This window comes from Streptomyces sp. MI02-7b (assembly GCF_033793585.1).
GTDB lineage: Bacteria > Actinomycetota > Actinomycetes > Streptomycetales > Streptomycetaceae > Actinacidiphila.
In genome coordinates this window covers 126,655-151,780 of record NZ_JARAWX010000005.1, presented here as the reverse complement: position 1 = coordinate 151,780, position 25,126 = coordinate 126,655, and the positions used below count along the sequence as shown (strand labels likewise).

The window sequence follows — 25,126 nt, the reverse complement described above, 5'->3', positions numbered from 1 at the left end:
TTTCGGGATCACGGAGAGGGTCACTTCGTGGGGGCGAACACCCGTTGCGCGGCCACCGCCGCACCCCCGCGGGCCCACTCCTCGAAGGGCAGCGGACGGACCTCGATGTCGCAGTCGGCCGCGGCGCCGAACGCGTGGCCGGCGAAGGTCTGCCGGAGCTGGTCGGCGAACAGGTCGTACGAGGCGACGCCCTCACCGGAGATGATGATGCGCTCCGGGCCGATGAGGTTGGCCACCGACGCCATGGCGAGCCCCATCACATGTCCGGCGCGGGAGAAGACGGCGCGGACCGCGGTGTCGTTCGCATGGGCGAGGCGGACCGCCTCCTCCATCGTCAGGGCCGGGTTGCCGGTGGCGTGGCGGGCCTGCTCGGTGATGGCGTGCGTCGAGGCGACGGTCTCGACGCAGCCGGTGTTGCCGCAGGTGCAGGTGCGGTCGGTGCCGCCCACCGGCAGGTGCCCGACCTCACCGGACACCCCGTGCGCGCCGGAGACCACCCGCCCGTTGATGGACAGCCCGCAGCCGATCCCGGCGCCCACCGTGACCAGGGCGAACGACGACAGCCCGACACCGGCCCCGAACCACTGCTCGGCGACGGTCAGGGCCCGTACGTCGTTCTCGATCACCGTCGGGATGCCGGTGGCCGTCTCCACGAGCTGGGCCAGCGGGACGCGGCGCCAGTTGAGGAAGGGGGAGAAGTGCACGATGCCGGTCTGCCCGTCCACGTCCCCGGAGATGGTGACGCCGACGCTGTGGATCGCGCCGTCGTCCTCCGCACCGGCGGCGGTGCGCAGCTGGGCGATGAGCCGGGAGATGGCCAGCACCACCGTTCCGACGTCGCGCGAGTCGAGGGCGGCGCGCCGCGAGGCCAGCGGCTGGGCCGTCAGGTCGGTGACGACGCCGATGAGCTCGTCGCCGGTCACCTTCACGCCGACGAAGCGCGCGCGCTCGGCGTGGACGGCGATCAGCGTCGGCGGGCGGCCGTGGGCCCGTTCCCCGGACGGCCGGCCGAGTTCGGTGATCCATCCGTCGGCCAGCAGGGGAGTGGCGGCCTTGGTCACGGCCCCGCCCGACAGCCCCGTGCGCCGTCCGATCTCGGCCCGGGTCAGGGGGCCGTACGCGAGGAGTGTCTGGAAGACCAGGACAGCGGCGGGGGGCTGGTCGGCGAGGCTCATGGCCGGGACCATACCTTTCCAATGGAAAGTAAGAAAGTGGCGCGGCGAACCTCAATGATCCCACCTTTTCCTTGATCTGCTGGGGAGTTGCTGGGCATCTCCGGGTGATCACCGGTGGTGGCGGGGCAAGACATCGGATTTCTCCCGCCGGATATGTTGACGCTGGAAGGAAACCCTGGCTACATTCGCCGCACTCCTCGTCGGTGCGGACGAGACGGTCCTCATGGGGGAGGAGTGCGACCGGCCCCCGGTCGCAGCACTTTCCGGCCTCGGTGGCGTTCCGGGACGACCGCCACCGAGGAAGGCTCCGCGGGCAGGACTGTCCTCCCGCACCACCGTCGATATCCCAGCGGACGCCGAGCGCCGGCCCACCCGGTCGCGCGCCGCAGCGTTCTGCCGTACCCCGTCGCGCCGAAATGGAGTACACCCATGGCTCGTTCAGCTGCACGCGCACGTCTGAGATGGCCCAGGCCCCGGACGCGCAGCGGCATGCGCAGGGCCTTCATCCTCCCCGCCCTCGCGGTGGGCGCCCTCGCCGCGCCCCTCGTCGCCCCCGCCGTCGCCGCCCCCGCCACCGCCCCGGCCCCGGCCGTCGCGCGGACCGCCGGCACGACGACGGCGCCGGTGCTCGCCGCCAAGCCGTACATGGGCTGGAGCAGCTGGAGCCTGGAGTCCACCAACTTCCCCGGCTACGGCGGTCCCTGGCTCACCGAGTCGCACGTCCTCCAGCAGGCGGACATCCTCGCCTCGAAGCTGAAGTCGCACGGCTACGAGTACGTCAACGTGGACGCGGGCTGGAACGTCAACCCGAACACGCAGAAGAACGTCGTCGACGAGTACGCCCGCCCGGCCGCGGACCCCGTCAAGTTCCCGCACGGCATGAAGTACCTCGGGGACAAGCTGCACGCCAAGGGCCTGAAGTTCGGCATCTACATGGCGGTCGGCCTCTACATCGACGCGTACAACGACGGCAAGAGCCCCATCCTCGACGCGCCGGGCTGCACCACCAAGGACATCGTCTACCCCGACCTGCGCAAGACCAGCGGCTGGGACAACGTCTCCTACCAGCTGAACTTCTCCAGCCCCTGCACCACGAAGTACATCGACTCGATCGCGCAGGAGTACGCCGACTGGGGCGTGGACTTCCTCAAGATCGACGGTGTCGGCCCCGGCTCCAACCAGGGCGACGAGGCACACAACAACGTCCCCGACATCCAGGCCTGGCACAGCGCGCTGGAGAAGACCGGCCGTCCGATCCAGTTCATCCTGTCCTGGTCGCTCAGCCACGACAAGGCCGACGTCTGGAAGCAGAACTCCAACGGCTGGCGGATCGACACCGACGTCGAGTGCTACTGCGACACCCTGGTGACCTGGAACAACTCCGTCAAGCAGCGCTGGAACGACGTCGTCCCGTGGATCGACGACGCCGGTCCCGGCCACTGGAACAACCTCGACTCCCTCGACGTCGGCGCCGGCCCCCTGGACGGCCTCAACGAGGTGGAGCGGCAGAGCCACATGACGCTCTGGGCCATCGAGAGCGCCCCGCTGTACATCGGTGACGACCTCACCCACCTGGACCCGTACGGTCTGTCGCTGCTCACCAACGACGAGGTCATCGCGGTCGACCAGGCCGGCAACCCGGCCCGGCCGGTCAGCCAGGACAGCCCCGAGCAGGTCTGGTACGCCCGCAACACCGACGGCAGCTACACCGTGGCGCTGTTCAACCTCGGCAAGGGCTACGCCGACGTCACCGCCGACTGGAGCGACCTGGGCATCAGCGGCAAGGCCGCGGTCCGTGACCTGTGGAGCCACAAGAACCTCGGCAAGGTGAACGGGAGCTTCACCGACAACCTGCCGCCGCACGGCTCGCGCCTGCTGCGCGTCACCCCGGAGGCCGTCACCGGCAGGCCCGGCGTCCCGCTGGCCGCGCACGCCACCGCCTCCACCGCGACCACCGTCTCGCTGGCCTGGCTGCCGGTGAACACCGGTACCGCCACCAGCGGTTACGACGTCTACGCGAACGGCACCAAGGTCGCCACCACGAGCGGCACCTCCGCCACCGTGACCGGCCTGAAGGCCGCCACCGGCTACGCCTTCACCGTGGTCGCCCACGACTCCCGCGGCCGTCGGTCCGCGGCGGGCAAGGCCGTCCCGGTGACCACCCCGGCCGCCGACGGACCCGTGGCCTACGAGGCCGAGGCGTCCGGCAACACCCTCACCGGCAACGCGAGCGTCAACGACTGCTCGGCCTGCTCCGGCGGCAAGAAGGTCGGCAACCTCGGCGGCGGCAACGGATCGGTGGCGATCAACAACGTCGCGGCGCCGGAGGACGGCACCTACCTGATGAAGCTCGACTACACCGACGGCTCCTCCGGCCGCACGGTGGTCGTCACGGTCAACGGGACGGCGTTCCAGCTCCCGCTGCCCGGCGGCAACGACAACCAGTGGGGCCGGCCGCGGACCGTCACCGTGCCCGTCCGGCTGAAGGCCGGCGCCAACACGGTCAGCTTCGGCAACCCGTCCGACTACGTGTCCGACATCGACCGCATCACCGTCTGACCGGCGGCGGAACCCGTTTCCGAACCACCGGACCGCCGATCCGCCGCACCACTGGGCGGACGCACCACCGAACCACCCGTTCGACCGATGCAGGAAAAGGAGAGTGCCGTGGTGGTCACATCGCAGGGCAACCACACGACGCCGGTGACACCACCGTCCGGCGCAGCCGGCGCGGAGGCCACCACGGCCGCCTCATCCAGCGCGACCCGCCGGATCCGCACCACGAAGTCCCCGGGCAGGAACGGGGGCAGGACCAGGCGCACGGCCGCCACCAGGTCGGTGGCGGCCCGGCGCAGGGACCTGCCGGTCGCCCTCCTGCTGATCCTGCCCTCGGTGGTCGGCTTCGCGATCTTCTACGCCTATCCGACGCTCCGCGGCATCTACCTCGGGTTCACCGACTTCCACGTCCTCACCCCGCCCAACTGGGTCGGACTGGCCAACTTCCGTGAGATGTTCGGCGACGACGTCTTCTGGCACTCGCTCCTGGTCACCGTCTACTTCGTGGTCCTGTCCGTCGTCTTCGGCACCCTGGTGTCCCTGGTGACGGCGGTGATCCTGCACCGCGTCACCAGCTCCTCGACGCTGCGCGGCGTGATCCTGCTGCCGTTCCTGATCTCCAACGTGATCGCCGCGCTGGTCTGGCAGTGGATGCTCGACCCGCACCTCGGCGTCATCAACATCGTGCTCGACCATGTCATCGGCCACTCGATCCTGTTCCTCGGCAGCGGCCCGTGGGCCATTCCCTCGCTCGCCGCGATCAGCGTGTGGAAGTGGATGGGCTACTACGCGCTGCTGATCTTCGCCGGACTGCAGACCATCCCGTCCACCATCTACGAGGCCGGCCGGGTCGACGGCGCGTCCGAGTTGCAGATGTTCCGCCGGCTCACCGTGCCACTGCTGCGGCCGATCCTGGTGATGGTGGTCGTCCTGACGGTGATCAACGCCTTCCAGGTCTTCGACATCGTGGCGGTCACCACCAAGGGCGGACCGGCCAACGCCTCGAACGTGCTGCAGATGTACATCTACGACAAGGCCTTCCGGCAGTTCGACTTCGGCTACGCGGCGACGATGTCGCTGGCGCTGTTCGTCCTGCTCATCACGGTCACCTTCACCCAGTTGCGGCTCGCCCGGGCCGACGAATCCGACCTGAACTGACGGAGGCCCCGATGACGGTCGCTCTCGCGCCCCGCACGAAGTCCGTGCGGCGCCCCCGCACCCGGAAGGCCGGCCCCGGCCGGATCCTGGCCTGGACCTACCTCGGGATCATCTCCCTGGTCACGGTCTTCCCCTTCTACTGGATCCTGCGCACCGCGCTGTCCAACAACTACCAGCTGGCCACCAACCCCTCGTCGCCGCTGCCGGTCGGCTTCACCCTCGGCGCCTTCAAACGGGCACTGGGCCTGGCCTCGCTCGCCGAGGCCCAGGCCCAGGGCGGCTCCGGCGCCTCCCTGGACATCGCGCTCTACCTGCGCAACTCCCTGATCTACGCCTCCGTGCAGACCGCGCTCATCGTGCTGTTCTCCGCCTGCGCCGCCTACGCGTTCTCGCGGCTGCACTGGCGCGGCCGGAACCTGGTGTTCTCGATCCTCATCAGCGCGCTGATGGTGCCGAGCGTCTTCACGCTGCTGCCGAACTTCGTCTTCATCAAGGACCTCGGCCTGACCAACACCTTCGCGGGCCTCATCCTGCCCGGCGGGCTCTTCCAGGCGTTCACCCTGTTCTTCCTGCGGCAGTTCATGCTCGGTCTCAGCAGCGAGATCGAGGAGGCCGCGATCATCGACGGCGCGGGGCCGCTCCGGATCCTCGTGCGCATCGTCCTGCCGATGTCGGCGGCCCCGATCGCCACCGTGTCACTGCTGATGTTCGTCAACGCGTGGAACGACTACATGTGGCCGCTGCTGGTCACCAACGACGCGAGTGTGCAGCCGCTGACCCTCGCCCTGGGCGTGTTCAAGCAGTCCTCGCCGCAGGCCGCCCCGGACTGGGCCGGGCTGATGGCCGCCGCGCTCATCGCGGCGCTGCCGATGCTGCTGCTCTTCCTGGCCTTCGGCAAGCGGATCGTCAACTCCATCGGCTTCTCCGGCCTCAAGTAACCGCGTAAGCGCACCTGGACGGCACCCTCATGAACCCCACTGATCTCCTGCTCGGCTGGCCCGCGCCCGCGGCCGCCTGGAACGAGGCCGCCCCGGTCGGCAACGGCCGGCTCGGCGCGATGGTCTTCGGCGGCGCCCACCGCGCCCGGGTCCAGATCAACGACTCCACCGTGTGGTCCGGCACCCCCGCGGGACCGGCGAGGGCCCTGGCCGACGTCGTCGCCGCCGGTGCCGGCCCGGAGCGGCTGGCCGAGGTCCGCGCCGCCCTGCGCGCCGGGGACCCGCACCGCGCCGAGGAACTGCTGATGGCCTTCGAGGGGCCCTACAGTCAGGAGTACCTGCCCTACGCCGACCTGTGGCTGACCGTCTCCGGGGGAGCGGACGCCACGTACCGGGGGCGGACCCTCAACCTCGACAACGGCCTCGCCGAGGACGCCTTCGAGCTCGCCTCCGGCACCGTCGTCCACCGCAGGACCTGGGCCGACGCCGGCACCGGGACCCTGTGCACCGACCTGGTCGCGCAGGGCGGCAGCCTGGACCTGCGGCTCGAACTCACCAGCCCGCTCAAGGAAGTCCACCGCGCCGCGGACGCGAACGGCGTCGTCCTGGGCGTGGAGATCCCCGTCGACGGCGCGCCCGCGCACGAACCCGGTGTCCAGGAGCCGCTGCGGTACGGCGACGGCCCTGTCGACGGCTACGACCCGTTCGGCGCTCTCGCTCTGCGGGTGGACACCGACGGCGAGGTGACCGCGGACGCCGGCCGACTGCGGGTGACCGGCGCGACCCGGCTCCTGGCGGTGGTGGCCAGCTCCACCGCGGCACTGCGGCACTGGCGGGGCCTGGCCGGAGCCGCCGACCGCGCCGGACATCTGGACACCGCCGCGAGCAGCGCCGCCCGGGCCGCGGAACGCGGGACCGGGGAACTGCTCAAGGGGCACGAGAACGACCTGCGCGGCCTCCTCGGCGGCACGTCGCTGCGCATCGGTCCGCGCCGCTCGGGCACCTACGACGTGGCCCGCGACATCCTCGGCGGCGACGACGAGCTCCTCACCGCCACCGTGCTGTTCCAGCTCGGCCGCTACCTGCTCGCCTCCGCCTCCCGCCCGCAGGCCGGTCCGCCGGCCAACCTCCAGGGCATCTGGAACGCCGACCTGCGGCCGGCCTGGTCCTCGAACTACACCATCAACATCAACACCCAGATGAACTACTGGGCCGCCGAGGCCGCGGGCCTCGGCTCCTGCCACGAACCGCTCTTCGACCTGCTGGACCGCGTCGCCGCGAACGGCAGGGAGGTGGCCAGGGACCTGTACGGCGCCCGCGGCTGGGTCGCCCACCACAACACCGACATGTGGGGCTGGGCCCTGCCCGTCGGCATGGGCCACGGCGCGGCGTCCTGGGCGATCTGGCAGATGGGCGGCGCCTGGCTGGTGCAGCACGTCTGGGACCACTACGAGTTCACGCAGGACAGCGCCTTCCTGCGCGAGCGGGCCTGGCCCCTGCTCAGCGGCTGCGCGGAGTTCCTGCTCGACTGGCTGGTCGACGACGGCGCCGGCGGGCTCGACACCCTGCCGTCCACGTCGCCGGAGAACCACTTCCTCACCCCCGGCGGCGCCCCGGCCTCGGTCACCCGCTCCACGGCGATGGACATGGCACTGATCCGCGCGGTGTTCGAACGGACCCTGCGCTCCGCGGAACTGCTCGGCCTCGGCACCCCGCTGACCGCGCGCATCGGCGAGGCGCTGCCGAAGCTGCACCCGCCGCGCATCGCCGCCGGCGGCTGGCTGCAGGAGTGGGCCGAGGACCTGCCCGAGCAGGACCCTCACCACCGCCACCTGTCGCACATGGTCACCGTCCACCCGCTCGGCCGGATCGACCCCGACGCCACCCCGGAACTCGCCGCGGCCGCCACCGCCCTGCTGGACCGGCGCGGACCCGGCGCGATGGGCTGGTCCTGGGCGTGGAAGATGGCCCTGCGCGCCCGGCTGCGCGACGCGGCCGCGGCCCGCTCCCTCTTCGACGAGGCGACCCGGCCGCTCGCCGGCGACCCGGGCACCGACGCGCCCGTCGACGGATCGCAGTGGGGCGGACTGCTGCCCAACCTCTTCTCCACCCACCCGCCGTTCCAGATCGACGGCAACTACGGCTTCACCGCCGCCCTCACCGAAATGGTGCTGCAGAGCCACACCGGCACCGTCCACCTGCTGCCCGCCCTCCCCTCCGGGTGGCCCGACGGCCAGGCGGCCGACCTGCGCTGCCGCGGCGGGCTCGGCGCCGACTTCACCTGGCGCGACGGCGAGCTGACGGCCGTGACGATCCGCCGGCACACCGGGGACGACGCGGCGCCGGTCCGCGTCCGCCACCGCGACCGCACCGTGGAACTGCGCGTTCCCGCCGGCACCGCCGTCACCCTCGGCGCCGACCTGCGGCAGCACGGGGAGGGCCGGCCGTGCTGACGGAGAAGGACGTCCCCGACCTGTGGTCCTACCGCAGCACGTACCAGGAGCCCGCCGACTTCGACGGTTTCTGGAAGGACACCCTCGACAGCGCACGGACCCACGACGCCCGCCTCGAACTGACCCCGGTCGACACCGGACTGGAGGCCGTGGACGTCTTCGACGCCGTCTTCCCCGGATTCGACGGCCACCCGGTGCGCGGCTGGCTGCGGATGCCCCGGCACCGCGGCGGCCCCCTGCCGGCGGTCGTGCAGTTCCACGGCTACGGCAGCGGCCGCGGCGCCCCCGTCGACGACCTGATGTGGGCCTGCGCCGGCTACGCCCACCTGCTGGTCGACGCCCGAGGTCAGGGCGGCGCCTGGGCGGGCGGCGGCGCCACGCCCGACCCGGTCGGCAGCGGTCCCTCCCACCCCGGGTTCCTCACCCGCGGCATCGAGGACAAGGACACGTACGTCTACCGGCGGGTGTTCACCGACGCCGTACGCGCCGTCGAGGCGCTGCGCGGCTCGCCGCACGTGGACCCCGCCCGGGTCGCCGTCGCCGGCCCCAGCCAGGGCGGCGGCATCGCGCTCGCGGTCGCCGGGCTCGTACCGGACCTGACGGCCGCACAGTTCCAGTCCCCGTTCCTCTGCGACATCCGCCAGGCCACCCGCCTCACCGGCGAGCAGCCCTACGCGGAGATCGTCGGCTACCTCGCGGCCCGCCGTGACCGGGTCGAGGAGACCTTCCGCACGCTCGGCTACTTCGACGGCCTCGCCTTCGCCCGCCGCGCCACCGCCCCTGCCTGGTTCTCCGCCGGGCTGCGCGACCAGGTCTGCCCGCCCGCCACGGCGATCGCCGCCTACCACGCCTACGGCGGGCCCAAGCAGATGCGGCTGTGGGAGTTCAACGGCCACGACGCCGGCGGCTCCGAGGACCTGGCCATCACCCTGAGCGCCTTCCGCGCGCTCCTCAAGACGTCGTCCCACGCCCACCCGGAACCGTCCCGAAAGAAGGAATCATGAGAATACGCAAGGTCGTCGCGCTGGGCGCCACGCTCAGCCTCGCGGCGGTGCTCTCCGCCTGCTCGTCCGGCTCGTCCTCGGCCGGCGGCTCGCAGACCGTCAACTGGTGGACCTGGGACGACAAGCAGGCGGCCGCGTACAAGGTCTGCGCCACGGACTTCGAGAAGGCCAACCCCGGTACGACCGTCAAGATCTCGCAGTACGCCGTCGACGACTACTTCACCAAGCTGACGGCCGGCTTCGTCGCGGGCAACGCCCCCGACGCCTTCCAGAACAGCGTGCAGTTCTTCCAGGCCTACGCCACGCAGCACCAGCTCCTGGCGATGGACGACTTCATCGCCAAGGACAAGTTCGACATGTCCCGGTTCTCCGTGGGCGTGGACGCGTGGAAGTTCACCGACGGCAAGCAGTACGCGCTGCCGCTCGACTGGGCCGCGGCCGCCCTGTACTACGACCAGGACGCGCTGACCAAGGCCGGCTACACCAAGGAGAAGCTCGACTCGCTGAAGTGGAACCCCGACGACGGCGGTGACTTCGGCAAGCTGATCGCCCACCTCACCATCGACGAGAAGGGGCACCGCGGCGACGAGAAGGGCTTCGACAAGGCCCACGTCAAGACCTTCGGCTTCGGCCAGATCGCGGCCAAGGACTTCATCGGCCAGACCACCTGGAGCCCCTTCGTCTCCAGCACCGGGTGGCGCCTGGGCGACAAGCAGAGCTGGCCGACGGTGTTCAACTACGGCGACCCGCGCTTCATCAAGACGATGAAGTGGGTGCGCTCCCTCACCGACAAGGGCTACGCGCCCAAGATCGGCGAGTTCACCTCCAGTGTCAGCGACGTCGACCTGCTCTCCTCCCACAAGGTCGCCCTGGAGATGGGCGGCTCCTGGGAGGCCTCCACCTTCGCGAAGATCCCCGGCATCAAGGCGGGCATCGCGGCGCCCCCGTACGGCCCCGACGGCACGACCCGCGCCGTGATGAGCAACTCCAACGGCAACAACATCTGGGCCGGCACCAAGAACCCCGACCTGGCCTGGAAGTGGGTCTCGTACATGGGCTCCGAGGCCTGCCAGAGCAAGGCCTCGCTCACCGGGACGTTCTTCCCGTCCATCCCGGCCTCCATGGACGCCTCCGCCAAGGCGCTGTCCGCCCAGGGTGTCGACCTGACGGTCTTCACCGACATGCTGAAGAACAAGGTCCTCTACCCCTCTCCCGTCTACGGCAACGGTGCCGCCGTCCAGGACGCGATGAACCCGCTCTTCGAGGCGTACTTCGCCGGGCAGAAGGACGACTCCGTCTTCACCGGCATGCAGGATCAGAGCAAGACGCTGCTCGCGAAAAACTGATCCACTTGCAGTGACCCGCAGAACCGCCGCCCGGACGCGGCCCCTCCTCGGGGCCCCTCCGGGCGGCGGGGCACATCGAAAGGAAGGACCCCCATGGCAGACACCACCGCGCGGATCGTCACCCTGCGCGCGGCCGGCACCGCGTTCGTCCTGGAGCTCACCGAGCCGGTGCCCAGAGTCCTGCACTGGGGGAAGGACCTCGGCGACCTGTCCACCGCGGACCTCGCCGCGCTGGCCCTGACGGCCGAACCCGCGGTCCTCAACAACGCCGTGGACATCCCGCGCCGGTACACCATCTGGCCCACTGAGGCCGACGGATGGGCCGGTACCCCCGCCCACAACGGGCACGTCGACGGCGGCTCCGCGGCGCCGCGGCTGACCACCACCGGCATGTCCCTGCGGGAGGACCCCGAGGGCGGCGGCGAGCTGACCGTCTCCCTCACCGAGGGAGCCGCCGGGCTCGACATCGCCGTCACGTACCGGCTGGACCCGTCCGGGGTGCTGGCCGTCCACGCCGGGATCACCCGGCACACCACCGCCGACCCGGCACCGTACGACCTCGCCCAGGCCACCGTGTGGCTGCCGCTGCCCCGGCGGGCCGGCGAGATCCTCGACTTCACCGGCAAGTGGAGCCGTGAACGCTCCCCGCAGCGGCGCCCGGTCGGTTTCGGCACCCATGCCCGCGAGGTCCGCCGAGGCAAGCCCGGCCTCGACTCCCCGTACCTCGTCGCCGTCGGCGTGCCCGGCTTCGGCTTCCGCGACGGCGAGGTGTGGGGCCTGCACGTCGCCTGGAGTGGTGACCAGCGCTACCTGGTCGAGCGGTTGCCCGAGGGCGCCGGCAGCCACACCGCGGTCCTCGGCGGAGGCGAACTGCTGCGCGCCGGCGAGATCCGGCTCGCCCCCGGCGAGAGCTACCAGACCCCCGTGTGCCACTACGCCTGGTCCGGCGCGGGCCTGGACGGCCTCGCCGAGCGCTTCCACACCCTGCTGCGGGCCCGCCCCAGCCACCCCCGGCGCCCGCGCCCGGTCATCCTCAACAGCTGGGAGGCCGTGTACTTCGACCACGACCTCGACCACCTGCTGCGGCTCGTCGACCGCGCCGCCGAGGTCGGCGTGGAACGGTTCGTGCTCGACGACGGCTGGTTCCGCGGCCGCCGCTCGGACCACGCGGGACTCGGCGACTGGACGGTCGACCCGAAGGTGTGGCCCGGCGGGCTCACCCCGCTCGTCGACCACGTGCGGTCCCTCGGCATGGAGTTCGGCCTCTGGTTCGAACCGGAGATGGTCAACCTCGACTCCGACCTGGCCCGCGAACACCCCGAGTGGGTCCTCGGCCCCGCCGCCGGCCTCGGCCCCACGGCCCGGCACCAGTACGCCCTCGACCTGTCGCAGCCCGGCCTCGCCGCGTACCTGCTGGACGCGCTGGACACCCTCATCACCAGGTACGGCATCGCCTACCTGAAGTGGGACCACAACCGGGAGCTGTACGAGGCCGTGCACGGCCCCGGGGACCGCCCCGCCGGCCACGCCCAGGTCGTGGCGCTCTACCGGTTGCTGGACGCGCTCAAGGAACGCCACCCGGCGCTGGAGATCGAGAGCTGCGCCAGCGGTGGCGGCCGTGTCGACCTGGGCATCCTCGCCAGGACCGACCGCGTGTGGGCCTCGGACTGCAACGACCCCGTGGAGCGGCAGTCCATCCAGCGGTGGACCGGCCAGTTGCTGCCGCCCGAGCTCGTCGGCGCCCATGTGGGCGCCACTCCCAGCCACACCACCGCACGCGTCAGCTCCGACGCCTTCCGGATGGCCACCGCCCTGTTCGGTCACGCCGGCATCGAGCAGGACCTCACCCGCTGCACCCCCGAGGAGATCGCCCGGCTCGGCGCGTGGACGGCCCTCTACCGCGAACTGCGTCCCCTGCTGCACGGCGGCCGCACGGTGCGCGCCGACCTCCCCGACGACGCCACCCTCCTGCACGGCGTCGTCGCCCACGACGGCACCGCCGCCGTCTACTGCTGGGCCCGCGTCGCGACCTCCTCCGAGGGCCAGTCCGGCCGCGTCCAGTTCCCGGGCCTCGATGTCGCCCACCCCTACGAGGTGCGCGTCCGCACCGACCTCGGTCTGCCCTCCTTCCATCAGACCAGCGGTCCCGCCTGGCTCCCCGCGGCCATCGACGGCTGGCTCCCCCTCCCGGGGGCGGTCCTCGCCTCCGCCGGCCTCCCGATGCCCCAACTCAACCCGGAGCAGGCACTCCTGATCGAGGTGCGGCGCGCGGGCTGAGGCCCGGGGACGCCCGAGCACCGGAAGCGCCCTGTCTGTCGGTGGTGGCTGCGAGGATGTGCGCATGGAGCGGACACTGAGCCGGCAGGAAGCCTCGGACGCGGTCGAGGACCACGGGTGGCGGTATGTGCTGGGCACGTTGCAGACGTCGGTCCCCGTCGGGTCGATGGCCCGGGGGACCGGCCTGGCGGCGGACGCCGTCGCCGCGTGCGGCGACGACGCCGACCGTCACCTGCGCGTCGACATCCGTCCCGGGCGGGTGCTGCTCGCCCTGCAGTCGGTCGCGCACGCGACGGTCACCGCCCGGGACGTCGACCTCGCGCGGCGGATCACCGCCGCGCTGCGTGCGGCCGGGTTCGCGACGGTTTCCGAAGCCGGCGCGGGGGCGCCGAGATCGGTGCAGCTCCTGGAGGTCGCGATCGACGCGCTGGACATCGCCGGGATCAGGCCGTTCTGGAAGGCGGTGCTCGGCTACGCCGACGAGGCGGGCGCCGACGGTCCCGAGGACGCGCTGGTCGATCCGCACTGGCAGGGCCCGGCGGTCTGGTTCCAGCAGATGGACCGGCCGCGCCCGCAGCGCAATCGCATCCACCTCGACATCAGCGTTCCGCACGACGAGGCGTCCCGCCGGATCGACGCGGCGCTGGCGGCCGGGGGGCGGCTCGTGTCCGCGAGCCGCGCCCCGGCCTTCTGGGTGCTCGCCGACCCGGAGGGCAACGAGGCCTGCGTGACGACCTGGCAGGGCCGGGACGAGGTTCCCCCGCGGGTGGCCGGTCCGTGACCCCGCACTCCCTGGCGTTCTACCTGGACGTCGTCACGACCGGCACCGTGCTCGGCGTGGGCCCGACGGAGTCCCCCGACCGTGCGACGGAGGTGCTGGGACCGGATGTCGCCGAGAACGTCATCGGCAGGTACAGCATGGTCCGCGACTACGGCCTCGCCGAGTTCCACTGGACCCGCGCTTCCCGCGGCGAACCGTGGGAGGGGCACCATGTCACCCTGCAGGTGCACCGGCTCGCGCACCGGGACCGCCGCCTCGTGAACGAGACGCTGCGCGCCCGGTACGGAAGATTCGCGCCGCGGCTCCGGTTCGAGAAGCTGCGACGGCTGCTGGAGCGACGCGGCGTGTCCTTGGTGGAGATCCCGGAACACACGGCGAACGCACCGTACTTCCGTACCTTCTGGCAGCCCCGCGCCCAGGTGGGCATCTCCGTCATCGGCACCCACGGCGAGTACAGCACGCCGGACCGTCTGCGGGTCGGTGACGTGTACAAGATCCACGTCCCCATGACCACCCGGGAAGTGGAGTGGCGCAGGACCCAGGTGGCGTCCGGCGGGGCGGTCGCGCCGTGACCCGGCGACCGTGCGGGAGGCACGGTCGCCGGGCCGGGGATCAGCGGCGGCCCACCGTGATGGTGCGCTCGGTGCTCATGCCGTTGACGGTGACGCGGAGCACCGCGGTGCCGGCGCGGAGCGCGGTGAGGTCGCCGGTGGCCGGGTCGTAGGAGACGACCGCGGACCCGTCCTCGGTGCGGCCGGCGATCTCGACACGCGAGCCGGTCCAGGAGGCGCTGACCGGCCAGGCCACGGGGACGACACGCGTGCCGTCCTGCGTGACCGTCGCCGACGCCTCGGCCCGGTCGCCGACCGTCAGCCTGTCCGGCGCGCTGAGGTCCACCGCGTCCGTGCGGACGTGCACCTCGGCGCGCAGCCAGGCGTCGGCGTCACGGGCGGGGACGGCGAACGCGTCCGGGACCTTCCCCTTGGCCGGGTCGATGCCCAGCATCGTCCAGCCGGTGAAGCCGCCGTTGTCGGGCGTACTGGCAGGGTTCTTGCCGGAGTTGCCGTTGACCAGGTAAGAGACGCCGTCGATCGAGGACGCCGAGAACGCGCCCACGTGACCGCCGACGAACGCGGCGGACTTGTGCCCGTCGGCCCGGAAGTCGGCGAGCCACCGCTCGACGAGCGCGGCCTCCTTGCGGTCGCCGAGCTGACTGGCCTTGTCCGGCAGCGGGTCCTCGGTGGGGTGGTGCTCGAACACCACGACGCCGCTGACGGAGCCGTCCGCGGCCGCGTCCGCGAGCTGGTCGTGCAGCAGCTGGAGCTGGGCGAAGCCGCCGCCGCGCAGGGTGCCGCTGGAGGAGTCGAGGGTGATGAAGCGGGTGCCCTCGGAGTCGAAGACCGACGTGGTGGCGCCGAACTCCGCCGTGAAGTTGACGGGTGTTCCGGGGCCCATGACCTCGTGGTTGCCCGGGACGTAGTGCCACGGGACCGTGCCGCCGGTGCGGGCGTCGAACTCGTCGAGCAGCGTGCGGGCCAGCGCGAAGTCGGCCGGCGAGCCCTCGTCGACGAAGTCGCCGTCGATGACCAGCATGTCGGGCCTGGCGTCGGCGATCTCGGCCAGCGTCCGGCGGGCCGCCTCCACCAGCGGGCTGCCGGGGTCACGGGCCACGAACTGGGCGTCGGACATGACGGCGACGCGCAGCGGACGGCCGTCCACGGTGCCGTTGGTCACCACCACCGGGTCGGCGACCGTCGGCCGGGCGGGCAGCTCCACGTCCGGTGCGACCTTGACCCGCAGGTCGCTGACGGTCACCTTGCCGGTGTACGAACGGGCGGCACTGGTCTCCAGCAGCCGGACCCGCTGGAAGGTGAGCGGGTAGGGGGTGCCGACGGGTACCGGGAACTCGACCTTGCGCCAGCCGGTCCAGGTGATCAGCGGGCCGTCGAGGTTGGCGGTCACGCCCGCGCCCGTGCGGTACTGCAGCCGCGGCCACTCGCCGTTGCCGTCGCCGTTGATCCACATGGTGACGGCCTGCGGCTGACCGGGCAGCTGGATCTGCTGCGGCGGCACGGCGTACTGGCCGCGCGTGGCGGTCGACTTGGTGAAGTCGTAGGTGAGGGCCAGGCCGGGCGCGCCGTCGTGACCGGCGGCGGGGGTGACCGAGCCGCCGGGGGCGCGGTCGTTCGCCGAGGTCCAGGCGGCCGCGTCGGACAGGTCCGCGAAGCTCTTCTCCGCCAGGCCTACGGTGACGGCCACGTCGGTGGTCATCTTCCCGACCGTCAGGTGCAGGGTGGTGGAGGCGCCGTCCGCCAGGCCGCGCACCGTGAAGGTCGCGTCGCCCGCGGGCGTCAGCGAGACGACGCCGTCGCCGCCGGTGACCTCGATGTCGGACGCCTCGATCGGGGCGGAGTCCCCGAGCGCGTCGTAGCCGGTGATCGTCAGGCGGGCGGAGTCCTCCGGACCGTCGAGCGCCACCAGGCTGCTGCTCGGGGTGATCCGTACGGCGGGCGCGAGCACGGTCAGCTTCGTCGTGCCGCTCACCCCGTGGGCGGAGGTCGCCTCGATCTCGCTGGTGCCGGAGTGCTTGCCGGTCACGACGGCGATGGTGCCGTCGCCGCCCTTGACCGCGGCGAGGGAGTCGTCCCGCCAGTGCACGCGCGGCGTGGGCGCGGGCGCGTAGGTCTCGTCATGCGCCAGGGCCTTGAGGGTGCGGTGCAGCTCGGGGAAGACCTTGTCGGAGCCGTCCGCCGTCAGGGCGGGCAGGACCCGGAAGCCGCGGGCCTCGCCGGAACCGGGGGCGGCGAACAGGCCGAGGCCGTTGGCGACCTGGCGCTCCGAGCCGTCCGAGGGGCTGTTGACCAGGCCCGTCACGCTCTCGCCGGGCAGCCGCGCGGCCATGGTGGTGGAGCCGCCGCCGTCCATGTTGAGGGCGTTGACGGCGCCGAGGCCCTTCATGAAGGCGCCGAGCTCATTGAGGTCCATGCCGCGGCTGTTGGTCTGCTTGCCGTCGATCGCGACCAGGTACATGGTGCGGCCGTCGCCCGAGAAGCCCACGCTGGTGCGCGAGGTGGCGGTGACGGTGTCGCCGTCGGTGTAGTGCTTCACCACGCCGTCCGCGACCAGGACCTGGCCGCCGCCGACCGCGACCGCCACGTCGCCGAAGTCGGCGCGCGGGCGGTAGGCGACGTTCACGGAGTCACCGGGTACGAGGCCGGCCAGCGCGTCGGCGCCCGCCTCACGGCCGAGCAGCACGCTGGTGCCGGCCGGTACGGGGCCACCGCTGACCGAGGTGTGCACCTCGGTGACCTTGCCGTCGCGCAGCCAGACCTCGGCGACACGGCTCGCACCGCTCACGGGCTTGGTGCGCGGGGACGGGCCCCACTGGTCGGTGAACAGGCCGATGCCGCCGGCCGCCAGGACCGGGGAGTTGACGCTGGACAGCTTCAGGTGCTGCGAACCGCCGACCGTGACCTCGCCCTCCAGGAACACCTGGGCGAGCCTGCCGAGACCGTCCGCGCCGATGGCGACCGTCTGGCTGCGGCCCTCGGTCGGCGAGTTGATCAGGCCGCCGTCCCGCGACACGGCACCGCCGACCGGGGCCTCGGTGTCGTTCATGTCGAAGTAGTCGCCGTTGATGGCGGCGACCGCTCCCGCGTGCCTGGCCTGCTCGGTCACCGGGGCCTTGCCGGTGACGGTGCCGGAGGAGATGTAGTCCACCTTGACCCGGTCGTCGGCGAGGTCCGCGACGAGCACCTGCCCGCGCACCCATCCGTCCGCCTCGAAGCGGTCGAATCGGGTGAGGTTCAGCCCGGGCGCGATCGGCGTGCGGTCCTCGCGCGTGACGATGGACTGGCCGGGCGTGCTCGGGATCAATTCCTGAACGGAACCGGCGGGCTTCGGCGCGTCGACGGACGCCGGCATCAGATGCACGGGCGTGAGCGCCTGGGCGGTCGTCATCATCCCGGCGCCGATGCTGAGCGCCGTGGCCAAGGCCAGGACGACGGCACCGCGCCGGGCCGCGGCACGCGGCCGCGCGACGACGGAGTCAAGGGGGAGGGGCACTGGCCGGCTTCTTTCCGTGCGGGTGGTCGGGGTCAGGCTCAGTCGATGTGCCGTTGGTGTCGCCGTGCCCCGAAACAGATGATCATCGGGGATGTTCGCTGTGAACTTCCTGTGACGTGTCCCGCTGTGAGCGGGCGTGTTGGTGTAGAGCCCGGCTCCTGTGCGGTGGGCGCGTGGCCGCTGTGCCGGGGTGTTTACCCGCCCGCCCTCCCTCCCCCAACCTCCGGCCGGGGGTGCCCCCAGCCCTGTGAAGTCACGCGCCCGGCGCGCGTTTCGTGGGGAACGGGTGCGGAGCCTCCGGGGCTGGGCATTCTGGACAGCACATTTAGGTGCCTCGGGTACCTGCTCATCTCATCCCGGGTTGTGCACCCACATATGCTCCACAGTCCAGAACGCCCACCCTCCCCCAGCCTCCGGCCGGGGGTGCCCCCAACTCGCCTGCCCCCTTCGTAGGTTGTCGCGCCTGTTCCCCGGAGGGGGGTAGTGACGGCACCGTGTCCGGGGCCGCCGCACCATCGCCCCCGCCGGCCGTGCATGTCGGGTTCCGGCGGCTACGGCATCAAATTGTGCGAATGGCGCGCGTGTTCGCAGGTTTTCCGACGTCGCACCGTGCCGCCCACCGGTCATTGCAGACGTGCCGTATTCGGCCATTCCGTGGTGCGGCTCCCCATCGCGGCGGGTTCATATTCGTGCCAGTGATCACTGGCCGCGAACTCCGGTCGGCGGAGGCGGAAGTCATGACCGTATACAGCAGGTGCGGGACGATGTGGCCAGGTCCCGGCGGTACGGGCGCGCCCGGCCGGGCGCGCCCCCGACGACGCGATCGACTCCGGTTAATTGTTACCGAGCCGTCGGGTCGGAAAGGTCATCGAAGCTTAACGCGGGGGCTCCGGCCTGTTGCCGGTCCTCCGGGAAGATGAATGCCGGCAGCAACGTGGCTGTTGTGCCGGGGGTTTTCGCGCTGCGTGGCGAGGATTCCCGAGAGCGCGTTTCGCCGGCCGTGACGGGACGGGTCCCCGTGCCCGGCGGGCGTGCCCGGGCTGCCCTGGAACCGAGCAGAGGCGTCGCTCCCGCACGCGTGGCCACGGTGTACGCCGGATCGACGACGTAGCCAGTGACAACGAGCCGGATGCGGTCCGGCGGCACCGGAGGGTGGGGACCCTGGTATGGCGCAAGCGGTTGGACTGACCCTGTTCGTCCTGCATTCTTCTCCCCTGATCAGGAAAGCGCTTCTGGACCTCTTCCAAGACGACCCGGGCATCACCGTGCTGGGGGCCTTACCGGCGTTCCGTACCGCGCACGACATCCCCCCGGGCCGGCCGGACGTGATGCTGGTGGAGCACGAGCAGTGGCCCAGGTGGCGGGACGCCCTGATGCGCCGGAGCGGAACCCGGGTGGTGCTCTACAGCCGGGACAACACGCCGCGCCTCGTCGTGGAGGGCATCCGCAGCGGAGTCGCGGGCTTTGTGCACGAGTCGTGCCCGCCGGAGGTCATCGTCAAGGCGCTCCACGATGTCTTCGGCGGCGGCACCTTCTGGTACCTGGGGGACGAGGACCGGCCCGGGCGCCCGGTGCCCGGCGCGGACGTCCCGCCGCAGGGCACGTGGCAGCTGAGCGGCCGTGAGGAGCAGGTGCTCGCGCTGCTGCTGCGCAGGCGCTCCAACGAGGAGATCGCCGACGAACTCGTCCTCACCCGCCAGACGGTGAAGAACTACGCCAGCCGGGTCTTCCGCAAGGTGGGTGTCTCGGGGCGCAAGGAGCTGTTCCAGTTGATCGAGGCAGGGTGACGGGGGACATGACGGAGGCCGCGGAACTGCTGGTCGAGGACGACGGCGCGGTGGTCGTTGTCACGTTCAACCGGCCCCGGGTGCGCAACGCGCTGTCGACGGGGCTGCTCGCCGAACTGGACGGCGTGCTGGGCGGCTTCGCCGGAGCCCCGGCGGGTCGGGCGCCGCGCGCCCTGCTGCTCGCGGGCGCGGGCGGCACGTTCTCCAGCGGTGCGGACACGCGGGAGCCCGACTGGCGGGATCTGTCGCGGCGGGCGGTGCGGCGCCGCCACTTCCGGTCAGTGCTGGCGTCGCTGCACCAGGCGCCGTTCCCGTTGATCGCCGCCGTGGAGGGGTACGCCCTCGGCGGCGGCCTGGAGTTCGCGCTCGCCTGCGACCTGGTGGTGACCGGCGAAAACGCGTTGTTCGGCCTGCCGGAACTCGAGGTCGGCGCGGTGCCCGGCGGCGGGGCGGTGCACTCGCTGATCCGCAGGGCCGGGCGCGGCACGGCCGCGCGGCTGCTCCTGGTGCCCGGACTGCGGGTCACCGGCGCCGAGTTGGGCCGGCTGGGGGCCGTGGAGGCGGTCGTGCCCGACGGCACCGCGCTGGCGGCGGGACGGGAACTGGCGGCCCGCGTGGCGGGCCGGCGCGCGGACCTCCTGACGTCGGGCGTGCGCCTGCTGCGCGACTCCGGGCACCTGGACCGTACGGCCGCGCTCGCCGTGGAGGACGGCCACTGGTGGGCGGCGGCGATGGGCCGGCCGCAGACCGGCGGCTGATCCCCTTGTTTCGTGCTTCCGCCGTCGGTGGGGTGGGGTGGGGGCTGCGGGCTCCGGGACCGTGTGTCCGCGCCCGCGTGCGCAGCGCTGGGCTGAGGGCTGGCCTGCCCTGCTGGGGCGTCCTGAGCGCGGTCGTCTGGCGCGTGCGGCCGCGCTAGTGGGCGGCGGCTGACTCCCTTGCTTCGTGTTTCCGCCGTCGCGGTGGGGAGGGGGCTCCGGGACCGCGTGTCCGCGCTCGCGCACCGGTGGCCGAGGGACCGGGTGCGGTGCCAAGCGCTCTGGGCGTTTGCGCCGTTGTGGCCCACAGTCGCGTGTCGGCGACTTGGGGTCAGGCGGGACCTCCCCACCGTGACAGCGCCGGAGGTATCGGCAGACCACTGACGAGCGGTCGGCGCGACGGTCCTCCCGGTCCGGGAGCTCTCCGGAACAAGGGGGCCCGGTGCGCTGACGCGCCTCGCCCGTACTCCCGTCGGCGCCGCCGGGGGACGGTCCCGGCCGCGTGCCCCGGAGGCATCGGCAGACCGCCGGCGAGTCATCGTGCGCCCGCTTCGCCCGGGCCGGAGGTGCCCGTCGATGACGTGGAGGTGGCGGTCCGGTGCCGCCCGGGTGGCGGGCTTCGCCCGATGGGTACCGGGGGTCATGGGTGAGGGGGACCTGAGAGTACCCGGCGGCAATTCCACCGCCGTCGGGGCCGGCCGTAGCTTCGTCGCATGGACAGCAGGACAGCTTCCGTCCCCGACCCTTCCGACTCCGTCGTACTGACCGGCATCGGGTGTGCGCTGCCCGGCACGCCGGACGCCGAGGTGTTCTGGAGCCACATCGAGACCGGTACCTCCCAGGTCACCGGGCTGGACCGGCCCGAGTTCGCCGCCGCGGGCCTGCCCGTCCACGCCGCCGCGCAGCTGGGCGCGTTTGACCACCCGACGCGGCTGCCGGGGCTGCCCGAGGCGCACGCCGCCAAGTACAACCGCGAGATCCTCGCGACGATGGCCGCCGTCCGCGACGCGCTGGACGACGCCGGGCTGGCGCGCGGCGAGGTCGCCCCCGAGCGGCTGAGCATCGTCCAGTCGTCCTCCCGCGGCCCCCTGTCCTGGTGGCGCGAGGCGATGCACGCCGAGCCGGGAGCGGACCCCTACCAGGGCAAGGGCACCGGCATGTTCCGCGGGCTGGCCGGCTGCCCGGCCACGCTGGCGGCCATCGACGTCGGCGCGCGCGGCCTGGTCACCACGATCAGCAGCGCCTGCGTGGGCGGCCACCACGCGATCGGACTCGCCCTGCGCGAGCTGCGTTCCGGCGCGGCGGACGTGGTGCTGGCCGGCGGCCACGAGTTCCCGATCGTCCCCGAGGTCGCCCGCTGCTACCTGGCACTGGGCGACGGCGTGCTCTCGCCGGAGAGCGAGGACCCGGCGACCGCGGTCCGGCCGTACGACCGCGACCGGCGCGGCTTCGCCCTGGGCGAGGGCGCGATGACGCTCTGCCTGGAGCGGGAGTCCTCGGCCCGCGAGCGCGGCGCCCGGATCTACGCCCGCGTCCTCGGCCACCGCGCGCTGAACGAGGCGCACCACGCGACGAGCATGGACCTGGTCGGCGACGTCACGGCGTCGGTCGTCTCCGGACTGCTCGACGAGGTCGGGCGCAAGCCCGAGGAGCTGGGCTACGTCTGCGGCCACGGCACCGCCACCCGCTACAACGACATCGCCGAGAGCCGGGCGCTGCGCCGGCTGCTGCCCGGGCACGCCGACGAGGACCTGCCTCCGCACGGCTCCAACAAGCCCGTCTACGGCCACACCTTCGGCATGGCGGGGATCATCAATGTCGCGGCGACCTCGCTGATGCTCCGTCACCAGCGGCTGGCGCGGACCGCGAACCACACGACGCCGGACCCCGAGTGCGCGTACGACCATGTCGCCGAGGGCCCGCGGGACGCCGAGTTCGACCTCGCGGTGTCCCTGTCGTTCGCCTTCGGAAGCCAGACGTCCGTGATCGCCCTGGAGCGGGTGTGACCGCGGTGCGGCCGTACCTGGCGGCCGACCCCGACGACCTGGTGCGGCGCTTCGTCCGGCAGGGCGCGCACGTGCACGCCGCCGCGACCATGTCCCGGCCCAACGCCCTGCTGAACGCGGTCTGCCGGGTCTTCGCGGGCACCGGCAGCCTCACCGTGAGCACCACCGCCGTGCACTCCAACGCGCACGCGCTCGCGCTGTCCGGCGCGGTGCGCAAGGTCATCACCGGCTTCGTCGGCGACACCTATCCGTCGCCCCGCCCCAACCGGCTCTACCGCGACCTGGCCACGGGCGAGCCCTTCGAGGTCGAACTGTGGTCGCTGCTCGGCTACACGCAGCGCCTGATGGCCGCCGCGCTCGGCCAGCCGTTCGCCACGACCGGTTCGCGGCTGGCGCAGACCGACCTGCGGCACGGCAAGGAGGGCACCCTGCACGTGGTGGCCCACCCGGAGGACCCGGGCCGCACGGTGACCCTGCTCAGCCCGCTGCGGCCGGACGTCACCCTCTTCCACGGTGTCTGCGCCGACCGGCACGGCAACGTTGTCGCCGTCCCGCCGCTCGGCGAGGGCGCCTGGGCCGCCTACGCCGCCACCGAGGGCGTCCTGGTCTCGGTGGAGGCGATCGTGGACGACGAGGTGGTGGCCGCGATGCCGGACCGGGTGGTGATCCCGGCCCGGCGGGTGCTCGGCCTGTGCGAGGCGCCGCTCGGCGCGCACCCGCAGTCCCTGCGCACCGGCGGCCTGGCGGGAGTGAGCGGCTACCTGGACGACTACGCCTTCCTGACCGACATCGTGAACGCCTGCAAGGACCCCGGGACGGCGGCCGGCTGGTACGACACCTGGGTCGGTGGCGTCAGCGGCCACGAGGAGTACCTGGAACGGCTCGGCGCCGGCCGCCGCGACTCTCTCGCCTACCCGCCCACCGCGGCGACCGCGCGGGACACCGGCCGTCGCGTCACGGCGGCGGAGGCGGCCCCGCCCACCGAGCAGGAGCAGTTGATCGTGCTCGCCGCCCGCGCGGTCGCCGACCTGGTCGAGGAGCGCGGCTACGACACGCTGCTGGCCGGGATCGGCACCTCGCACATGGCGGCATGGCTGGCCGTCCGCCTGCTGGCGGACCGGGGCATCACCGTCGACGCGGTCGCCGAACTCGGCCTGCAGCAGATGGCCCCCGAGCCCGGCGACGTGTTCCTCTTCAGCCAGCGGCACGCCGAACGGTCCCGGATGCTCGCCGGAGTGGCCGAGACCCTGGGCGCCGCCGTCGCCGCCAACCCGCGCTGCCTGGGGGTGCTGTCGGCCGCCGAACTCGACGCGGACGGGAACATCAACACCACCCTGCTGCCGGACGGCCGCTGGATCACCGGCTCCGGCGGCGCCAATGACATCGCCTCCACCGTGGACTGCGTCGTCGTCGCGGCCGCCTCGCCGCGACGGTACGTTCCCCGGCTCGCCCACCTGACCAGTCCGGGTGAGCGGGTGCGCGACGTGGTCAGCCAGTTCGGCCGGTTCAGCCGGCCGGGACCCGGCACCCCCTTCCGGCTGACCACCTGGCTGCCGCCGGTGCCCGGCCGCGGCGCCGCGGAGCCGCCTGACACACCCGCCCGCGCGGTCCGCGAACTGACCGGCTGGTCCTTCCCCGGACCCGAGGACCCCACGGCCGCCGGCGGCGTCGGCGACCGGCTCGTGGACGAGAAGGCCGTCACCACCGAAGAACTCACGCTGCTGCGCAGCATGGACCCGGAAGGCCACTACCGATGACCGCCACCGAGCACGTCACCGCACTCCGCCGTCCGCTGCCGCCGACGGCCATCGCGCCCGTCCGGCTGGCCGGCATCGGCCACTACTTCCCCGGTGAGCCCATCACCAACGAGCACTTCGAGCGGATCGACGCCCTCGGCATCGACGACGCGTGGATCCGCGAGAACACCGGGGTGGTCAGCCGCCACTGGCCGGGCGACGAGAAGGAGCGCGCGGTCGAGATGGCCGCGCTGGCCGTCGACGCGGCGCTCGCCGACGCCGGTCTGGAGCCGGACGACATCGACCTGGTGATCGGCACCACCTCCACCACCCGGCCGCGCACCAACCCGTCCAGCGCGACCAACAACTACATGGACATCTCACTGCCTTTGCAGCGGCAGGCCGGACTGCGGCACGCCACCTGCTTCGACGTGACCTCCGTGGCCTGCGCGGGCTTCATGTACGGCACGGCCGTGGCCGCCTCGATGCTGCCCGCGCTCGGCATGCGCAACGCCCTGGTGGTCTGCGCCGAGAACCCGCGCCCGATCCTCAACTTCGACTACCGCTACTCGGTGCTGTTCGGCGCGGGTTCCGCGGCCGCCGTGTGGTCCGCCGACACCCAGGGGCCGGGCCTGCTGGACGTCGCGCTGCACGCGGACGGCTCGTACTTCGACGCGTTCGACATCGACGACAACGACAAGATGGTCATGCGCGGCCGCCAGGTCGGCGAGGTCGGGCCGCAACTGCTCTCGCAGGTCGGCCGGGAGATCCTGGAGCGCAACGGGCTCACGGTCGACGACGTCGACTGGTTCGTGCCCCACCAGGGCAACCTGAACATGATCAACCAGGTGTGCGCCACGCTGGACATCCCGCGGGAGAAGGTGCTCACCAACATCCAGCACCGGGGCAACACCTCCAGCGTGTCCATCCCGAGCTGCATCTCCGAGAACGTCCGCGCCGGGACGATCCGCCCGGGCGACCTGATCGTCACCATCGGCATCGGCCGCGGCTACAGCTGGGGCGCCATGCTGCTGCGCCACTCGTGACCGCTCCGCCGGGCGCGACCAGCTGAGACATCCGATCCCCCGA

General features: G+C 72.3%; 16 protein-coding genes. 14 read left to right on the top strand and 2 right to left on the bottom strand.

Translation table 11 applies throughout. The features are described from left to right. Positions 1-20: 20 nt before the first annotated feature. The gene (locus PV364_RS09735; protein ID WP_319659377.1) at positions 21-1,175 is read right to left on the bottom strand and encodes an ROK family transcriptional regulator; all 1,155 of its coding nucleotides are present in this window, start codon (positions 1,173-1,175) and stop codon (positions 21-23) included. Between the two features lie 489 nt (positions 1,176-1,664). Between PV364_RS09735 and PV364_RS09730 the strand changes: the two genes are divergently transcribed. The 9 genes from PV364_RS09730 (at position 1,665) to PV364_RS09690 (ending at position 14,260) form a co-directional block, all read left to right on the top strand. Then, on the top strand, positions 1,665-3,734 hold the full coding sequence (locus PV364_RS09730) for a fibronectin type III domain-containing protein (protein ID WP_319659376.1): 2,070 nt from the start codon (positions 1,665-1,667) through the stop codon (positions 3,732-3,734). Positions 3,735-3,842: 108 nt separating this feature from the next. Beyond that, positions 3,843-4,889 carry a sugar ABC transporter permease gene (locus PV364_RS09725; RefSeq protein WP_319659375.1) on the top strand — a complete coding sequence of 349 codons (1,047 nt, stop codon included), beginning with the start codon at positions 3,843-3,845 and terminating at the stop codon, positions 4,887-4,889. Positions 4,890-4,900: 11 nt separating this feature from the next. Next, complete coding sequence (locus PV364_RS09720) at positions 4,901-5,827, top strand: carbohydrate ABC transporter permease (protein WP_319659374.1); 927 nt, start codon at positions 4,901-4,903, stop codon at positions 5,825-5,827. Between the two features lie 29 nt (positions 5,828-5,856). Then, positions 5,857-8,280: a glycosyl hydrolase family 95 catalytic domain-containing protein gene (locus tag PV364_RS09715; protein ID WP_319659373.1), complete on the top strand. Its 2,424-nt coding sequence runs from the start codon at positions 5,857-5,859 to the stop codon at positions 8,278-8,280. Next, positions 8,274-9,284, top strand: coding sequence for an acetylxylan esterase (locus PV364_RS09710; protein WP_319659372.1), 1,011 nt, complete (start codon positions 8,274-8,276; stop codon positions 9,282-9,284). Before PV364_RS09715 ends, PV364_RS09710 begins: the two co-directional genes overlap by 7 nt. Further along, positions 9,281-10,630, top strand: a complete 1,350-nt coding sequence (locus PV364_RS09705; RefSeq protein ID WP_319659371.1) for a sugar ABC transporter substrate-binding protein — start codon at positions 9,281-9,283, stop codon at positions 10,628-10,630. The genes PV364_RS09710 and PV364_RS09705 overlap by 4 nt, the downstream gene beginning before the upstream one ends. A 93-nt stretch (positions 10,631-10,723) precedes the next feature. After that, entirely contained in the window at positions 10,724-12,907 is a 2,184-nt protein-coding gene (locus PV364_RS09700; RefSeq protein ID WP_319659370.1) for an alpha-galactosidase, read from the top strand. 64 nt (positions 12,908-12,971) lie between these two features. Continuing rightward, positions 12,972-13,688 carry a VOC family protein gene (locus PV364_RS09695; RefSeq protein WP_319659369.1) on the top strand — a complete coding sequence of 239 codons (717 nt, stop codon included), beginning with the start codon at positions 12,972-12,974 and terminating at the stop codon, positions 13,686-13,688. Beyond that, positions 13,685-14,260 carry a hypothetical protein gene (locus PV364_RS09690; protein ID WP_319659368.1) on the top strand — a complete coding sequence of 192 codons (576 nt, stop codon included), beginning with the start codon at positions 13,685-13,687 and terminating at the stop codon, positions 14,258-14,260. Before PV364_RS09695 ends, PV364_RS09690 begins: the two co-directional genes overlap by 4 nt. Positions 14,261-14,300: 40 nt before the next feature. Here the strand turns inward: PV364_RS09690 and PV364_RS09685 are convergent, their stop codons facing one another. Continuing rightward, positions 14,301-17,753 (bottom strand): phosphodiester glycosidase family protein, encoded by a 3,453-nt coding sequence (locus PV364_RS09685; RefSeq protein WP_319659367.1) that lies wholly within the window; start codon positions 17,751-17,753, stop codon positions 14,301-14,303. Positions 17,754-18,919: 1,166 nt separating this feature from the next. Here PV364_RS09685 and PV364_RS09680 point away from each other — a divergent pair. The 5 genes from PV364_RS09680 (at position 18,920) to PV364_RS09660 (ending at position 25,083) form a co-directional block, all read left to right on the top strand. Continuing rightward, positions 18,920-19,540, top strand: a complete 621-nt coding sequence (locus PV364_RS09680) for a response regulator transcription factor (protein ID WP_319659366.1) — start codon at positions 18,920-18,922, stop codon at positions 19,538-19,540. 8 nt (positions 19,541-19,548) lie between these two features. Further along, positions 19,549-20,298 carry an enoyl-CoA hydratase/isomerase family protein gene (locus PV364_RS09675; protein WP_319659365.1) on the top strand — a complete coding sequence of 250 codons (750 nt, stop codon included), beginning with the start codon at positions 19,549-19,551 and terminating at the stop codon, positions 20,296-20,298. A gap of 710 nt (positions 20,299-21,008) precedes the next feature. Then, positions 21,009-22,301 (top strand): beta-ketoacyl-[acyl-carrier-protein] synthase family protein, encoded by a 1,293-nt coding sequence (locus PV364_RS09670; protein WP_319659364.1) that lies wholly within the window; start codon positions 21,009-21,011, stop codon positions 22,299-22,301. Further along, on the top strand, positions 22,298-24,058 hold the full coding sequence (locus PV364_RS09665) for a CoA-transferase (protein WP_319659362.1): 1,761 nt from the start codon (positions 22,298-22,300) through the stop codon (positions 24,056-24,058). The genes PV364_RS09670 and PV364_RS09665 overlap by 4 nt, the downstream gene beginning before the upstream one ends. Further along, positions 24,055-25,083 (top strand): ketoacyl-ACP synthase III, encoded by a 1,029-nt coding sequence (locus tag PV364_RS09660; RefSeq protein ID WP_319659361.1) that lies wholly within the window; start codon positions 24,055-24,057, stop codon positions 25,081-25,083. The genes PV364_RS09665 and PV364_RS09660 overlap by 4 nt, the downstream gene beginning before the upstream one ends. Positions 25,084-25,126: the final 43 nt, after the last annotated feature.

Excerpts from the sequence above, each read along its gene's own strand:
- PV364_RS09720 (WP_319659374.1), top strand. The coding sequence starts at position 4,901 with ATGACGGTCGCTCTCGCGCCCCGCACGAAGTCCGTGCGGCGCCCCCGC.
- PV364_RS09680 (WP_319659366.1), top strand. The coding sequence starts at position 18,920 with ATGGCGCAAGCGGTTGGACTGACCCTGTTCGTCCTGCATTCTTCTCCC.
- PV364_RS09660 (WP_319659361.1), top strand. The coding sequence starts at position 24,055 with ATGACCGCCACCGAGCACGTCACCGCACTCCGCCGTCCGCTGCCGCCG.
- PV364_RS09670 (WP_319659364.1), top strand. The coding sequence starts at position 21,009 with ATGGACAGCAGGACAGCTTCCGTCCCCGACCCTTCCGACTCCGTCGTA.
- PV364_RS09695 (WP_319659369.1), top strand. The coding sequence starts at position 12,972 with ATGGAGCGGACACTGAGCCGGCAGGAAGCCTCGGACGCGGTCGAGGAC.
- PV364_RS09715 (WP_319659373.1), top strand. The coding sequence starts at position 5,857 with ATGAACCCCACTGATCTCCTGCTCGGCTGGCCCGCGCCCGCGGCCGCC.
- PV364_RS09675 (WP_319659365.1), top strand. The coding sequence starts at position 19,549 with ATGACGGAGGCCGCGGAACTGCTGGTCGAGGACGACGGCGCGGTGGTC.
- PV364_RS09705 (WP_319659371.1), top strand. The coding sequence starts at position 9,281 with ATGAGAATACGCAAGGTCGTCGCGCTGGGCGCCACGCTCAGCCTCGCG.
- PV364_RS09735 (WP_319659377.1), bottom strand. The coding sequence starts at position 1,175 with ATGAGCCTCGCCGACCAGCCCCCCGCCGCTGTCCTGGTCTTCCAGACA.
- PV364_RS09730 (WP_319659376.1), top strand. The coding sequence starts at position 1,665 with ATGCGCAGGGCCTTCATCCTCCCCGCCCTCGCGGTGGGCGCCCTCGCC.
- PV364_RS09700 (WP_319659370.1), top strand. The coding sequence starts at position 10,724 with ATGGCAGACACCACCGCGCGGATCGTCACCCTGCGCGCGGCCGGCACC.